General features: G+C 36.7%; 16 protein-coding genes. 8 read left to right on the top strand and 8 right to left on the bottom strand.

The annotated features are described in order from the left end of the window. Positions 1 to 336: 336 nt before the first annotated feature. Positions 337 to 2139: a M3 family oligoendopeptidase gene (locus ACFOY7_RS04220; protein ID WP_390249712.1), complete on the bottom strand. Its 1803-nt coding sequence runs from the start codon at positions 2137 to 2139 to the stop codon at positions 337 to 339. A gap of 177 nt (positions 2140 to 2316) precedes the next feature. Continuing rightward, positions 2317 to 3030: a YebC/PmpR family DNA-binding transcriptional regulator gene (locus ACFOY7_RS04215; RefSeq protein WP_390249710.1), complete on the bottom strand. Its 714-nt coding sequence runs from the start codon at positions 3028 to 3030 to the stop codon at positions 2317 to 2319. A gap of 194 nt (positions 3031 to 3224) precedes the next feature. Here ACFOY7_RS04215 and ACFOY7_RS04210 point away from each other — a divergent pair, with 194 nt between their 5' ends. Beyond that, complete coding sequence (locus ACFOY7_RS04210; protein ID WP_390249770.1) at positions 3225 to 4190, top strand: S66 family peptidase; 966 nt, start codon at positions 3225 to 3227, stop codon at positions 4188 to 4190. A gap of 267 nt (positions 4191 to 4457) precedes the next feature. Here ACFOY7_RS04210 and opuFB read toward each other — a convergent pair whose 3' ends face one another. The 3 genes from opuFB to ACFOY7_RS04195 all read right to left on the bottom strand — a co-directional run bounded on the left by opuFB (position 4458) and on the right by ACFOY7_RS04195 (position 7276). Continuing rightward, a complete protein-coding gene (gene opuFB / locus ACFOY7_RS04205; protein ID WP_390249708.1) occupies positions 4458 to 5978 on the bottom strand; it encodes an osmoprotectant update ABC transporter permease/substrate-binding subunit OpuFB in 1521 nt (506 codons plus the stop codon). Position 5979: 1 nt separating this feature from the next. Then, a complete protein-coding gene (locus ACFOY7_RS04200) occupies positions 5980 to 6930 on the bottom strand; it encodes an ABC transporter ATP-binding protein (RefSeq protein ID WP_390249705.1) in 951 nt (316 codons plus the stop codon). Between the two features lie 151 nt (positions 6931 to 7081). After that, complete coding sequence (locus tag ACFOY7_RS04195) at positions 7082 to 7276, bottom strand: CsbD family protein (protein WP_390249703.1); 195 nt, start codon at positions 7274 to 7276, stop codon at positions 7082 to 7084. 172 nt (positions 7277 to 7448) lie between these two features. On the opposite strand from ACFOY7_RS04195, the gene ACFOY7_RS04190 reads away from it, so the two are divergent. Next, complete coding sequence (locus ACFOY7_RS04190) at positions 7449 to 7574, top strand: biofilm-forming protein (RefSeq protein ID WP_390249701.1); 126 nt, start codon at positions 7449 to 7451, stop codon at positions 7572 to 7574. A 27-nt stretch (positions 7575 to 7601) separates the two neighbouring features. Then, positions 7602 to 7883: a YozQ family protein gene (locus ACFOY7_RS04185; protein ID WP_390249699.1), complete on the top strand. Its 282-nt coding sequence runs from the start codon at positions 7602 to 7604 to the stop codon at positions 7881 to 7883. Between the two features lie 116 nt (positions 7884 to 7999). Here the strand turns inward: ACFOY7_RS04185 and ACFOY7_RS04180 are convergent, their stop codons facing one another. The 3 genes from ACFOY7_RS04180 to ACFOY7_RS04170 all read right to left on the bottom strand — a co-directional run bounded on the left by ACFOY7_RS04180 (position 8000) and on the right by ACFOY7_RS04170 (position 9756). Continuing rightward, entirely contained in the window at positions 8000 to 8803 is an 804-nt protein-coding gene (locus ACFOY7_RS04180; RefSeq protein ID WP_390249697.1) for a cytochrome c oxidase assembly protein, read from the bottom strand. A gap of 1 nt (position 8804) precedes the next feature. After that, a complete protein-coding gene (locus ACFOY7_RS04175) occupies positions 8805 to 9308 on the bottom strand; it encodes a DUF2243 domain-containing protein (protein WP_390249695.1) in 504 nt (167 codons plus the stop codon). A 196-nt stretch (positions 9309 to 9504) separates the two neighbouring features. After that, on the bottom strand, positions 9505 to 9756 hold the full coding sequence (locus ACFOY7_RS04170) for a YkuS family protein (protein ID WP_390249693.1): 252 nt from the start codon (positions 9754 to 9756) through the stop codon (positions 9505 to 9507). Between the two features lie 162 nt (positions 9757 to 9918). Here ACFOY7_RS04170 and ACFOY7_RS04165 point away from each other — a divergent pair, with 162 nt between their 5' ends. From ACFOY7_RS04165 to ACFOY7_RS04145, 5 genes are all read left to right on the top strand, one after another. Beyond that, positions 9919 to 10101 carry a small, acid-soluble spore protein, H family gene (locus ACFOY7_RS04165; protein ID WP_390249691.1) on the top strand — a complete coding sequence of 61 codons (183 nt, stop codon included), beginning with the start codon at positions 9919 to 9921 and terminating at the stop codon, positions 10099 to 10101. 232 nt (positions 10102 to 10333) lie between these two features. After that, a complete protein-coding gene (locus ACFOY7_RS04160) occupies positions 10334 to 11380 on the top strand; it encodes an ATP-grasp domain-containing protein (protein WP_390249689.1) in 1047 nt (348 codons plus the stop codon). Between the two features lie 36 nt (positions 11381 to 11416). After that, complete coding sequence (locus ACFOY7_RS04155) at positions 11417 to 12523, top strand: M20 family metallopeptidase (RefSeq protein ID WP_390249687.1); 1107 nt, start codon at positions 11417 to 11419, stop codon at positions 12521 to 12523. A gap of 132 nt (positions 12524 to 12655) precedes the next feature. After that, the gene (locus ACFOY7_RS04150; RefSeq protein WP_390249685.1) at positions 12656 to 13177 is read left to right on the top strand and encodes a general stress protein; all 522 of its coding nucleotides are present in this window, start codon (positions 12656 to 12658) and stop codon (positions 13175 to 13177) included. A 71-nt stretch (positions 13178 to 13248) separates the two neighbouring features. Then, positions 13249 to 13431 carry a YjzC family protein gene (locus ACFOY7_RS04145; RefSeq protein ID WP_390249683.1) on the top strand — a complete coding sequence of 61 codons (183 nt, stop codon included), beginning with the start codon at positions 13249 to 13251 and terminating at the stop codon, positions 13429 to 13431. Positions 13432 to 13433: the final 2 nt, after the last annotated feature.

The raw sequence follows: 13433 nt of genomic DNA, 5'->3' as shown, positions 1-13433 counted from the left end.
TTGCAGCGCCATTTTCCTGCACGATCCTTCCTGACTGTTTATCGGATTTGATGGAGTTTTTAATAGCTATGCATTGTTTGATTTAAATCATCTGCTAATTTTGCTGTTTTTGAACCAGCCTTACCAACTACCCTTAGAATATAATGCCACTTTCTCTTTTTTTGCGAAAATGCTCATAATAAACTCCCTTTAACTTTCAATTTATATCATTTATTATCGGAAAAAAAATACGATTTGTTTTATAGTAGCTAATTATGGGAAAAAGAAATGGCCGCATGGAAAATGCCATGCGGTTCTTCATTTTAATAATAATTGTTTTATTCTTAGTATGGAAAACTAAGTCATTGCTTTATTTGTTAGCTGAATAAACTCTTCAACATCCTCTGCCATTAATTGAATACCGGCCGCCCAAAAATCTTCTTTTGTTATATCTACACCAAGGTGCTTTTCAGCAAGATCTTCTACCTTCATGGAACCAGTATCTCTCAGTAAGTCGATATACTTTTCCTCAAAACCTTCTGGATTTTTTAAGTATTTGGCATAAATCCCTAAGCTGAACAAGAATCCAAACGTATATGGGAAGTTATAAAATGGCACATCATCAATAAAGAAGTGCAGTTTGCTGCACCAAAAATGTGGATGATAGCTAGCCAAACTATCTCCATAAGCTTCCTTCTGTGCATCGACCATTAACTCATTTAGTCTTTTTTCAGTAACAATTCCTTTTGCGCGTTCTTCATAAAATGCATTTTCAAATAAGAAACGTGCATGAATGTTCATAAACATGGCAGTCGCATTTTCCAGTTTCGTGTTTAATAGTGATATCTTCTCTTTATCAGATTGTGCGTTAGCGATAGTTGCATTCGCAATAATTGTTTCAGCAAATGTGCTGGCTGTTTCTGCAACATTCATCGCATAGTTACGATTTAATGATGGGAGATCTTTCATGACATGGGTGTGAAAAGCATGTCCTAATTCGTGTGCTAATGTACTTGTATCAGCTGATGAGCCAGTAAATGTCATAAAAATGCGGGATTCATTAATCTCTGGAAGACTAGTACAATAGCCGCCAGGGCGTTTATTCGGCCTATCCTCCGCTTCTACCCACCGGTTTTCTAGTGCATGTCTGGCAAATTCCGCTAATTTAGGACCAAAGGATGCAAAATTATCAATAACAAAATCACAAGCTTCCTCATATGTAAATCGTGTTGGCTTTACATCGCCTAATGCTACGGGAGCATCAACATCCTGCCAGCCGAGTTTGTCCATCCCGAGCAGTTTTGCCTTTTGATTGATAAAATCAATAAAGGCTTGCTTATTATTTGTAACAGCAGTCCACATCGCGTTTAGCGAGCCTTCAGTCATACGATTGTATTCTAATGGTTCTTCCAGGTGGTTTTGATAGCGATGTTTCTTTTGCAGTGTCATTCGATATCCATCTAAATGATTTAATGTATCGGCAAAAATAGGGCCATTCTTCGCCCATGCAGCTTCCCAATTTTCAAATAACTGTTTTCTCACATTAGGGTCAGGATCAGCATACATCCGGTTCATCGCTTGTCCTACAGATAGTTCCGCAGTTTCCCCTTCATTGTCAGTAAATGGGATAGTCATTATGGAAACGACTGTGTCATATAAATTGCTCCATGCGGCAAGCCCGTCTGTATTTAGCTCTGCAATTAGTTCTTCTTCTTCTTTAGATAGCAGGCGCTTCCCTTCATCACGGATTTCATCTAACACGAAAGATACTTTGCTTAAATCTTCATCAGCCAATAAATTACTCCAACTTTCACTCGGAATTGCAACTAATTTTGTTGAAAAGATGTTGGATAGTTTTTGAATGTCGCTATAAAGATCCATAATTTGACCCTTCACCACATTCGCATGCTCATCGTTCATATATGCATCATGCCACATTTGAACGAAAGTGGAGGATTGTGCTAATCCTTTTTCGATGGTCTCACGTTTCTTAAGAATGGTTTTCAAAGCATCAACTGGTTGTTTGTAATCCCAGTTATTCAATAAAGATTGGTATTCGCTAATCTGCTGTTGGACTTCCTTTAATTTAGCTTGTAATTCTTCTGATTTCGTACCTCCGGGGAAAATGGCATCCAGGTCCCATGTATCAAGATATTTCATTTGCGATCACTCCTTTAATAACCATTGTATACATTTCATTCTCAATTGAAAACAAGTTTAATTGTCTACTTTTGTCTTTCAAACAAAAAAGCCTTCTAGTTACGTTGCAACTAGAAGACTATTGATTTTCAGCCTAAAAAGGAGACATAAGGCAAATGTTTCTTCTTTTATCTATTATTACAATTCTACATTGTGATAGACTTGTTGAACATCTTCTAAATCTTCTAACGCATCAATCAGCTTTTCGAATTGCTCTTGGTCATCTTGTGATAATGTAACATCATTCTGTGAAAGCATAGTCAGTTCTGCAACCGTAAATTCAGTTATTCCTTTTTCTTTAAAAGCTTCTTGTACAGCGTGGAACTGGTCAGGTTCAGCATAGACAATGACAACATTATCTTCTTCGATAAGGTCACGAGCATCAACATCAGCTTCCAATAAGATTTCTAGTACTTCATCAGCAGACATATCTTCCATTCCAAAGACAGCAGTATTATCGAACATATACGATACCGAGCCGTTTGTGCCCATATTTCCGCCATTCTTATTGAAGGCAGCGCGGACATCTGCTGCTGTACGATTGACGTTATTAGTTAATGTATCCACAATGATCATTGATCCACTTGGTCCGAAACCTTCATAACGTAATTCATCATAGTTTTCTTCATCCCCGCCTTTTGCTTTTTCAATGGCGCGATCAATGATGGACTTTGGTACATTGTATGTTTTCGCCCGTTCTAAAACAATCTTCAGCGCTTGGTTAGATTCTGGATTAGGCTCCCCTTGTTTTGCGGCCACATATATTTCACGACCGAATTTTGCATAAATACGACTTGTATTTTTATCCTTTGCTGCTTTTTTTTCTTTAATATTATTCCATTTACGACCCATTATGAACACTCTCTTTCTGTTAACATATATAGATACTCAGATTTTCTTACAAACTATTGTTTATGTTATAAATTATACACTAAAACAGAGTGAATGTATGAACAGATTAGCAAATATATGAATATTTAGTATGATAGAATAAAAATCAAAACAAACGCGATCCCTATATGATTAAAAGAAATGAGATGACAAAGTTGATTATTCCGAATAAATTAAAAGCAGGAGATGAAATAAGAATCATAGCACCAAGCAGAAGTGCAAGTATCTTATCAGAAGAGGGTATCCAAACGGCGAAAAAGCGATTGGTGAAGATGGGGTTTAAGGTTTCTTTTGCTGAACACATTTTTGAGTGTGATATTCAAAACTCTTCTTCGATTAAGCATAGATTAGAAGATTTGCATATTGCATTTACCGATCCTGATGTTAAAGGAATATTAACAGTTATTGGTGGTTTTAACAGTAATGAATTGTTACCATACATTGACTATGAATGTATCCGTCAAAATCCAAAAGTTTTTTGCGGATATAGCGACATAACTGCAATTGGAACAGCAATCACAGTAAAAACAGGAATTATTACCTATTCAGGTCCGCATTTTTCAAGCTTCCAGATGGATATGTTACAAGAATACCAAACAGACTATTTTAAAAAATGTTTGATGCAAAGTCATCCATACGAAATTTCGCCTTCTGATTATTGGAGTGATGACGCCTGGTTCTTAGATCAAGAAAAGCGGCAGTTTCATGATGTTGAATGGAAAACATATAATGGAGGGTATGCAGAAGGACAGCTATTTGGCGGCAATTTATGTACAATTAATTTGCTGCAAGGGACATCATATATGCCTAACCTAGAAGATCGGATTTTGTTTATAGAAGATGATGAAATGTCCACACCGGAAACATTTTCCAGAGATTTATGTTCCTTGTTTCAGAACATACAAAGCATTAAGGGCCTTGTAATTGGAAGGTTTCAACGTGCTTCTAAGATGACAGAAGAACAATTGCTTTTTATTTTAGATAAACATCTTGTGTTAAAATCCATACCAGTAATATATGAGGCAGATTTTGGGCATACACAGCCTGTTATTACGTTTCCGATAGGTGGAAGTGCGATATTAGATAGCACAAATAAAGAAATACGATTTACTAATTTTTAAATTAAGCAAGCTATACATAAGGCAGTATTAAGAGATACGAACGTAAATGATAGGGAGAATGGAGCCTCTTTCCCATGATTGAACCATTCTATTGTCTTAAAAAATGCGACACCCTAGTTGGGTACCGCTCTTCCTTCAATTATAATTCTTCCCCATTCGTAGCAATAACCTTTTTATAGCAATCAAATGAATCTTTTTTAGAACGATTTAATGTTCCATTTCCATCATCTGGGTCAACGTAGATAAATCCATTAAGGAATGGCTATGTCAATCCTCTATCAACCCTTCTTCTTCCAGAAATAATTGAGCAATTTCTCTGGCGCTTGCTCCTCCTTCTGCTACTTGATAGTTCATTTCTCTCATTTGATCATCACTGATCTTACCAGCAAGCTGGTTTAGTATATCTTCTAACTCCGGGTATTCCTCAAGAGTCTCTGTACGTAAGAGAGGGGCCCCCTGATATGGTGGGAATAAGTTTTTATCATCTTCTAGTACCCGTAAGTTGTATCTTCTCAATTCACTATCTGTCGAATATGCATCTACAAGATTAATATCCCCTTCTTCAATTGCTGCATATCGCAATTGAGGTTCCATCGTTGTTACACTTGGAAAGTTTAATTCATATAATCTTTGAATGCCTAAGTAACCGTCTTCGCGGTCAGAAAATTCCAATGTAAAGCCAGCCTTTATCTCATTTTCCACTGCTTGTAAATCGGAGATCAATGATAAATTGTATTTTTCAGCAAAATTCTCCGGAACAGCTAAGGTGTAGGTATTATTATATTCCATCGGTTGTAAGAAATGTAAATTAAATTCTTCTAATAAGCCTTCACGTGCCTGATTATATACATCCTCTTCATTATTGCTTGATGCTGACTCATTTAAAAATTGGGATAATGCGGTACCAGTAAATTCAGGGTAAATATCGATACTTCCTGATTGCAATGCATGAAACAAAAAGGAGGTCTTTCCTAACCCTGGTTCTAGCTCCACTTCTAAATTGGTATTCTCCTCAATTAACAGTTTGTACATATTAATCAAAATTTCAGGCTCGGTTCCTAATTTCCCGCCAATTACAATTGTCTTTTCTTCGTTATTTACTAAAGTTGGAACAATGATAAACAATAATGAAATAACGGCAATGGAACTTATTGTTATAATGGACTTTTTAAATGAGAACTTCTCCATCTTTCTTAATAGCCAATCAAAGAATATCGCTAATAAAGCTGCTGGAATAGCACCCAATATGATCAATGATGTATTATTACGGTCAATACCTAATAAAATTATATCACCTAAACCGCCTGCCCCAATTAATGCTGCAAGGGTGGCAGTTCCAACAATTAGAACCATGGATGTTCGTATACCTGCCATAATAACAGGCATTGCTAGTGGCAACTCTACTTTTATTAAACGTCTCGATGTGTTCATTCCCATTGCCGTAGCAGCTTCAATTAAGGAGGCGTCAACTTCTTTGATGCCAGTATATGTATTTCGTAAAACAGGCAGTAAGGCATATAAGATTAAGGCAATGATAGCAGGTATCTTACCTATCCCGAATAATGGTATAAATAAACCGAGTAAAGCTAATGAAGGAATCGTTTGTAACACTGCAGTAATCCCTATAATCGGTTCGGCAATTTTCTCTCTTTTTGTTAAGTAAATCCCCAATGGTATGGATATAACTACAGCAAAAAGCAATGCGATAAAAGAAATTTGAATGTGTTCCAACAATGCTTGCCATAACTGATCTTGTCTATTTTTAAAAACACTAAATAAATGAGACATGTTATCCCCCACCTTCTTTCATCGATGCAGCAAAATATTTCACCAATACCTGTCGATCTAATTTACCAATGAATGTTCCCTTTGATTGTACTAATACCTCTTCCTTCTCTGATAACAGTTCCAGGACCTTTTCTAATGGGGTGTTTATATCAATAACCGGTTCATTCAATGATGGAGTTTCAGATAGGGGGTAAACGAGCTTTTCTAAATCAAAGTCGTCACCAAAAGTTTTGGAAGAATTCAGAAAATCCTGAACGAATGAATTAGCGGGATTAGTGATAAAATCATGAGGGGTTCCTATTTGCACTACTTTTCCGTTTCTCATTAAGCAAATGCGATCCGCTAACTTTAATGCCTCCTGGATGTCATGTGTCACAAATACAATGGTTTTGTTAATTTGTTTTTGCAATTCTATGATATCATCTTGAAGCTTATCACGACTGATAGGATCTAATGCACTGAACGGTTCATCCATTAAAATGATGTCAGGATCAGCAGCAAGGGCGCGTACCACTCCAATACGTTGTTGTTGCCCTCCTGATAGTTCATTAGGCGTGCGATTTCGGTATGTATTAGGATCAAGTCCCACCATTTCTAATAATGTTGTAACACGTTTTTTTATGTCGTTTGGTTCCCATTTTTTCATTTCAGGAACTATTGCTATATTTTCCTCAATTGTCATATGTGGAAAAAGGGCAATCTGTTGAAGAACATAGCCGATATTCCAGCGTAATTCATGAATATTGTAATCACTGATCCTTCTTTTATCTACAAAAATCGTCCCTTCCGTTAAGGGAATCAATCGGTTCATCATTTTTAAAGTAGTTGTTTTGCCACAACCACTAGGACCGATGAGCACAAATAATTCTCCCTCTTTAATAGAAAAATTTACTTGATCTACTGCAGTGGTCCCATCTGGAAATTGCTTTGTCACATTATCAAAAGTAATCATTATTACATACTCCTCATATAAACATAGTTGAACTGTCTATCATTACTTTTACCCATATGAAAGAAAAAAATCATGTATAAAAAGCTATCTAAATATAAAAGAATCCATTTCGGTTGATTTCATCCAAAATGGATTCTTATATATTTTCCATTTAACCATTATGATTTTCATTTTTGTCTTTCTTGTTTCCAACTTCTTCTTGCCACTGTCCTTTTAACTTATCTTTTTTCCCTTCTGTTAATATTTTGGAATTGCCTACTGCGTTTCCGATCTGGTCTTTAGCTTCTCCCTTAACTTTATTAACATTGCCCTTAACTTTATCGCTTAAGCCTTTATTATTACTCATTTCAGCTATCACTCCTTTGAAAGTTTACTTACAATTACTTATACCCGCACTATATCCATTCAAACAAAGGTTTTTGTTAGTAGTATGAAAAAAACATTATTGAAAAATGAGTAAATCGTTATCAATTAGACAGAATAAGAAAAGTTATATCTTCTAGAAAAGGGGTGAAATAATGGCTAAAAAAGGAATTAAAAATTCAAGTATTGAACAGATAAGAAAAGATCATGAAACGGAGTCAGCGTTCATGGATAATAAGGCAAAAAAGCATCATACTGATGGCGCGAAAAAAGGCAAATAATGCTCTAAAGATTGGGAGGTGTATAGTGTGGCAGATAAAAAAGGAACAGACAGACCTGACGACTACAAGCGGTTTTCAGGTATTGATAAGGAATATGATTTTAAGCAAATATTAGATGGCAACTCCGACTTAAATAAAGGGTCTCAAACAAATTTATCAAGTCAAACGGAAAAAAACAGGGTAGCTGAAAAGAATTATGAGCCGTCAGATTATAAAGGGAAAACACAATTAGAAAGAGGGCTGGCGGAAACGCATGAGCAAGTAAGTGATGATTATTTTGAGGGCACCATTGATCAGGAATTAAAGTAGCTTTTCATTAGGAATGAAGATAGGTAATCATTAATACCAAACCAGTATGGAGCAAATGCTTATACTGGTTTTATTACATTGGATAATTTCTGCTGACCCATACGGTGGAATCTGTTTTAGGTGCAGCTTTTGCTTAGTGAAAGTGCTGCTTGCGGCCGGGTAAACTTATACCATTGCATACAAAGAATGAAAATTAAAACAATGTCAATAAGATCTCCACCATAATACATTAGCATCCCACCTGTTTCAGCTTGTGTTTTCGTTACTCCAGCGGGTGGCTCGATATAAATGTATTTGGATAGAATGGCATGTCCTGCTAAAGCAAGTACCAGTACGACCGAGCGATAGACAAAACTAAATCGATGTGCAATTGGCTCAATGTAAAGGATTGACCCTGTAAAAACATACCCTGCTAAGAAAACGTGTAAATGAATGACCAAATGTAATAAGAAGTTATGTTGCATCATCCTGTATAATTCAGTTGTATATAGCACCCATAGACCGCCAATATTTAGCACAGAAGCGACTACAGGGTGACTAATTAGGCGTAAAGGCCAAGATCTTAATAGAACTGTAAGGCGACGTGCTGCAGATACATGAAGTGTTCTTAGAAGAAGAGTTACAGGGGCAGCAAGTACTAACAGAAGTGGTGCCAGCATACCAAGAAGTAAATGACCAGCCATGTGTGCATTGAAATCAATGTGCGCACGATTGGCCAAAGGTCCGATCATGGACAACCCAACGCAAATAATTCCTGAAATCCAGAAAACATAGCGGATGAAAGGCCACCTTCTTAAATGCCTTCGCCGGTTCGATAGGATGGCAGCACCAATATATAGAGAAAGTGCCATAATAAGAATGATACCTATCACCAGCTCAAAGAGAAAAGTATCAGCATGCTGCAAATGATGATTATCCATTCTAATCCACCTTCTCCACTGGTTGTTGATAATGGCGCTTTGAGCGAGCAAGAAGGAGGAGACCAGCTATGATCAGTAAAACAGCTAATATGTTCCAAACAATGTCGTAGACAATGATATTCTCCACATATCTAATCTGATGAAGACGCATCACCTTGTGATGAATAATTCCGTCATATAACTGGAATATTCCTGCACCAGTTAATATTCCTCCCCACCAGTTCAAGAAATGGAATTCGTTTCGGCGGCGAAGATCAGCAAACATAAACAATCCTCCAATTGTTGCAAACCAGCTAAAAGCATGGAAAATGCCATCAGAAATAAGTCCAATCTTCATTGTAGATTGATCGTAAAAATGATGCCAACCGAGTAATTGATGGAAAACCGTCTCATCAATAAAAGCAACAAGCCCTAGTCCAAACAGGAAACCTGACAATAGATTACGATTTGAATACCGTGAGCTGGTACCGTATTTGTTATTTGAAGGATTGGTTACATTAGTCATAGAAACCTCCTAAACGCACAGTGTAAAGTTCTTCTTCCATTATACCCATAACCAAACAGTTACAAACCCTTTCTCCAGCTTACTTTGTTGGGAAATAACTAATCTGCAAACTGCTTTAATATATTTCACACGTAAAGTTGTGAAGTAAGAAGAATACGAACCTTAGCTATCCCTTCTAGCTAAGGTTCGGACTCAGTTATTGTAAACCTTCTAGTTTCTGATTAACTTGTTCCGTAATATCATTCGCACTAAGCCCATTTGCGCTTATAACAGAACCTTGAATCGCAGTATTTTGCATACCCATCATATTTTCGTCCAGACCGGAAATTACGCAGCAATCACACCCATTAGCATCCTGCTCTTGTCTTAACACTACTACTTCATGACCTTCCGCTTGCAACATTTGTTGAACATTTGTTAAAGATTCTTCTACTCCAATACGAGCCATTTTACAAACCTCCTTGAAATATCATCTATTTTAATATGTTCGCAATTAATCTATTCATACATTATTTATTGAAATTGATCCTAAGAAAGTTCGTAATGTTTGAACACATGTATAAAAAGGTATGAAAAAAGCAGGAAGAATATTTATAAGGAGGTTAATGGAATGAACGTAATCCGGGCAAAAGAAATAACACAGGATCCAAATATGAAGGATGTAGAATATTTAGATAAGTTGGTTTATATTGTGTCAGTTGACGAGGAATCCAAAAAAGCACTGGTAAGATACCGAGAGAAATCTGAAGAGACATTTGAAGTAGATGTAAGGCAATTGAATGAAAAAGACTGATTTAATGGCAAAGGGAAGGGAGAAGGAATGCAGGAAAGAATGAAAAAGCTGAAATACTAAAAACAGTATTTCAGCTTTTTGGGTTGGGTTATCTCCATTAGATTTTATCAACTCTCCTTGCTCGTATATTACAGCTGGTTTACATTCCTGTTTTAAATTCATGGAAAGAGTTTTATACCAGCGAGCGGGGGTATAAACAATACAAATCTAAAATAAAAGGAGATGACTAACGGTGAATATTTTAATAACTTCAAGTGCAAGAAGAATAGATTTTATCGGATTTTTCAAGGATGCATTCGAGAGTCTTGGTATAAAGGGAAAGGTGATTGTGGCAGACCCGGAGTATAATGCACCTTCATTACAAGCGGGTGATAAGAATTATATCATTCCCCATCAGACTGACCCTACCTATTTGGACGCTATATTCAATATATGTGAAAAGGAAAGTATCACTAGTATTGTGCCATTAAATGATTGGGAGGTACCAAAACTAGCTTCAGCGAAAAGTAAATTTAATGAAAAAGGTGTAAAGGTTTTTGTGCCGAATGAATCGGTTGTCGAGAAAGTTAGGGATAAAGGGAAGTATAGAGAACTTTTAGCTCCTTTTGAGGTAAAAGCGCCAATTTCATACATGAATGTCGAAGATGCGGAAAAAGGTTTGGAGCGGGGAGAAGTTAATTATCCTTTGATTATAAAGCCTCGTAATGGATCAGCTTCAATGGGTGTAGAATTTGCTCATAATATAGACGAATTAAAACATGCCTATGATTTTGCTGTTAGAGAAATAATGGAAACCCCTCTCGATGATGCAACATCCAAAGAGGCGCATGAAAATGTAATAATTCAGGAAGTAATTGAAGGAGATAAATTTAGTGTAGATATATTTAATGATTTAGATGGTAAATATGTTACATCACTTGTTCGCAAGCAACTCGAAATGCGAGGAGGGGATATCGACAGATGTATAACAGAAAATCCAGATGAGTTAATGGCTATTGCAGAGAAAATCGGGACGAATTTAAAGCATGTTGGTTATATAAATGCCGATGTTTATTACGATGGAGAGAATTATTATGTGATTGATATTAACCCAAGATTTGGTGGGGGATATGCCTTCTCACATCGTGCAGGCGCAAATATACCAGCAGCAATCATTGCTTTTACCATGGGAGAGGAAGTAAAAGAAGAATGGCTGACACAACAGGAAGGCATAGAATTAGCTCGCCATGATACTGTTGTTGCTATTAATAAAGAGAAGCCAGATGTAGTGAATCTTTAATGTCCAGGAAAAAATGATTGAAAAAGGAGTGATAGAGTGGGGGACCAATTAGTTTCACTCTTGGAAGAACTAATTGAAATTGACAGCTCTAGCAAAGATGGAGCAAACCAGGCAATCGATTTTTGTGCCAATTGGTTAGAAAAAAGAGGCCTCCAAGTAGAAAAAGTTAGTAACAGCGGTTATCGATCTTTAGTCTGTGTTATTGGCGAAGGCCAACAGACGATTGTCTTAAACGGACACGTGGATGTGATTGAAGGAGAAGAGGAGCAATTTCGGCCTTTTAAGAAAAATGATAAGATGTATGGCCGCGGTTCAGTCGATATGAAAGCTGGTGTAGCAGCAATGATGGAGGCGGTAGCTCAGTTAAAAGACCAGCAGCTGCAAACAAAAGTAATGCTCCAACTAGTTCCAGACGAGGAGAAGGGCGGAAGATACGGCAGCAAATTTTTAGCTGATCAAGGATATCGAGGCGAATTTATGATTTGTGGCGAACCAACTAATCTGGGAATTGCCGTTCAATCAAAAGGTGTATTACAACTCGATTTTAAAATCCATGGGAAACCATCACATGGCAGCAGGCCGTGGGACGGTATAAACGCTATTTTAAAGGCATATCAGCTTTATGAAGATATATTGAGATTACCGTTTGCTGAGGAAATCGAACCACCATTTTTTGATAAACCATCAATTAATCTTGCGAGATTATCAGGAGGAACAGTATATAATAAAGTGCCGGAAATTTGCGAAATGGCATTAGACATACGCTACCTTCCCAACCAGAATCCTGATGTGATTTATCAACAAATTAAAGAAATCACGGATGGCAAAGTGCAAATACACATCTGCAACGATCCAGTCAAAACAGAGGCAGATGACCCATATGTAGATATGTTGAAAAGATCTTTAAAAAGGCAAACCCAACTGGAAGATATCAATGTCTTTGGCCAACATGGATCATCAGATGCACAGTTTTTTACAAAGTATGGGAGTGCTGCTGTTGAGTTTGGTCCAGTAGGCGCTGACTGGCATGGAGAAAATGAAATGGTTTATATCGACTCCGTTAGAGAATATGTAGAGGTATTGAAAGATTTTATTAAAATAGAGGTCTCCAACAGTATTTTATCCCATATTCCGAATAAGTGATCCTTTTACAATTATATTACACAATTAAATAATAATAGGAAAAATGTTTATATCTTACTGGGACGAGGTATAAGATGAATGTGATCGTTATATATCACAAAATCAAAACAAATTTACAGGAGGTATTTTAAAATGGCAAAAAATAAAAATAATAACCAAAAAATGAGTAGAGAAGAAGCAGGACGTAAAGGTGGAGAAACAGTGAGCAAAAATCATGATCAGGACTTTTTCCAAGAGATTGGCCAAAAAGGTGGAGAAGCAGTAAGCGAAAAATACGATAAAGAGCATTTCCAGGAAATCGGTCAAAAAGGCGGAGAAACAACAAGCGACAAATATGATTCAGAACATTTCCAAGAGATTGGCCAAAAAGGTGGAGAAACAGTAAGCGACAAATATGATTCAGAACATTTCCAAGAGATTGGTCAAAAAGGCGGGGAAACAACAAGCGATAAATACGATAAAGAGCACTTCCAGGAGATCGGCCAAAAAGGCGGAGAAACAACAAGCGACAAATATGATCAAGAGCACTTCCAGGAGATCGGCCAAAAAGGCGGAGAAACAACAAGCGACAAATATGATCAAGATCATTACGAGGAAATCGGTAAAAAAGGTGGCCGTAATTCAAGAGGAAACAATAACAACTCTAACTCTTAATTACGACCAAACAAAAAAATATATTAAAATTAATTAACATTACCTATGTAGTATAAAGGAGGATGGTGAAAATGGCAAATCAAAAGCAATACAAAACAGGAGAAAAAGCTCCTGAAACTGGAAAATATAAAGTAGATAAATTATTGAATGGTAATGACCATAATGATAATACAGAAATCGACCTAAATGAAGGAGATCAATTCCCGCCATCTCCATCGGAAAACGAAGCAGCATATTGGGTGAAATCTTCTTAAGA

The organism is Gracilibacillus xinjiangensis (genome assembly GCF_042651765.1).
Taxonomy (GTDB): Bacteria; Bacillota; Bacilli; order Bacillales; family Amphibacillaceae; genus Gracilibacillus; species Gracilibacillus xinjiangensis.
This window is presented reverse-complemented; position numbering and strand designations above follow the sequence as displayed.

Excerpts from the sequence above, each read along its gene's own strand:
- ACFOY7_RS04195 (WP_390249703.1), bottom strand. The coding sequence starts at position 7,276 with ATGAGTAATAATAAAGGCTTAAGCGATAAAGTTAAGGGCAATGTTAAT.
- ACFOY7_RS04170 (WP_390249693.1), bottom strand. The coding sequence starts at position 9,756 with ATGGCTCGTATTGGAGTAGAAGAATCTTTAACAAATGTTCAACAAATG.
- ACFOY7_RS04180 (WP_390249697.1), bottom strand. The coding sequence starts at position 8,803 with ATGGATAATCATCATTTGCAGCATGCTGATACTTTTCTCTTTGAGCTG.
- ACFOY7_RS04200 (WP_390249705.1), bottom strand. The coding sequence starts at position 6,930 with ATGATTACTTTTGATAATGTGACAAAGCAATTTCCAGATGGGACCACT.
- opuFB (WP_390249708.1), bottom strand. The coding sequence starts at position 5,978 with ATGTCTCATTTATTTAGTGTTTTTAAAAATAGACAAGATCAGTTATGG.
- ACFOY7_RS04220 (WP_390249712.1), bottom strand. The coding sequence starts at position 2,139 with ATGAAATATCTTGATACATGGGACCTGGATGCCATTTTCCCCGGAGGT.
- ACFOY7_RS04145 (WP_390249683.1), top strand. The coding sequence starts at position 13,249 with ATGGCAAATCAAAAGCAATACAAAACAGGAGAAAAAGCTCCTGAAACT.
- ACFOY7_RS04190 (WP_390249701.1), top strand. The coding sequence starts at position 7,449 with ATGGCTAAAAAAGGAATTAAAAATTCAAGTATTGAACAGATAAGAAAA.
- ACFOY7_RS04165 (WP_390249691.1), top strand. The coding sequence starts at position 9,919 with ATGAACGTAATCCGGGCAAAAGAAATAACACAGGATCCAAATATGAAG.
- ACFOY7_RS04215 (WP_390249710.1), bottom strand. The coding sequence starts at position 3,030 with ATGGGTCGTAAATGGAATAATATTAAAGAAAAAAAAGCAGCAAAGGAT.
- ACFOY7_RS04150 (WP_390249685.1), top strand. The coding sequence starts at position 12,656 with ATGGCAAAAAATAAAAATAATAACCAAAAAATGAGTAGAGAAGAAGCA.
- ACFOY7_RS04175 (WP_390249695.1), bottom strand. The coding sequence starts at position 9,308 with ATGACTAATGTAACCAATCCTTCAAATAACAAATACGGTACCAGCTCA.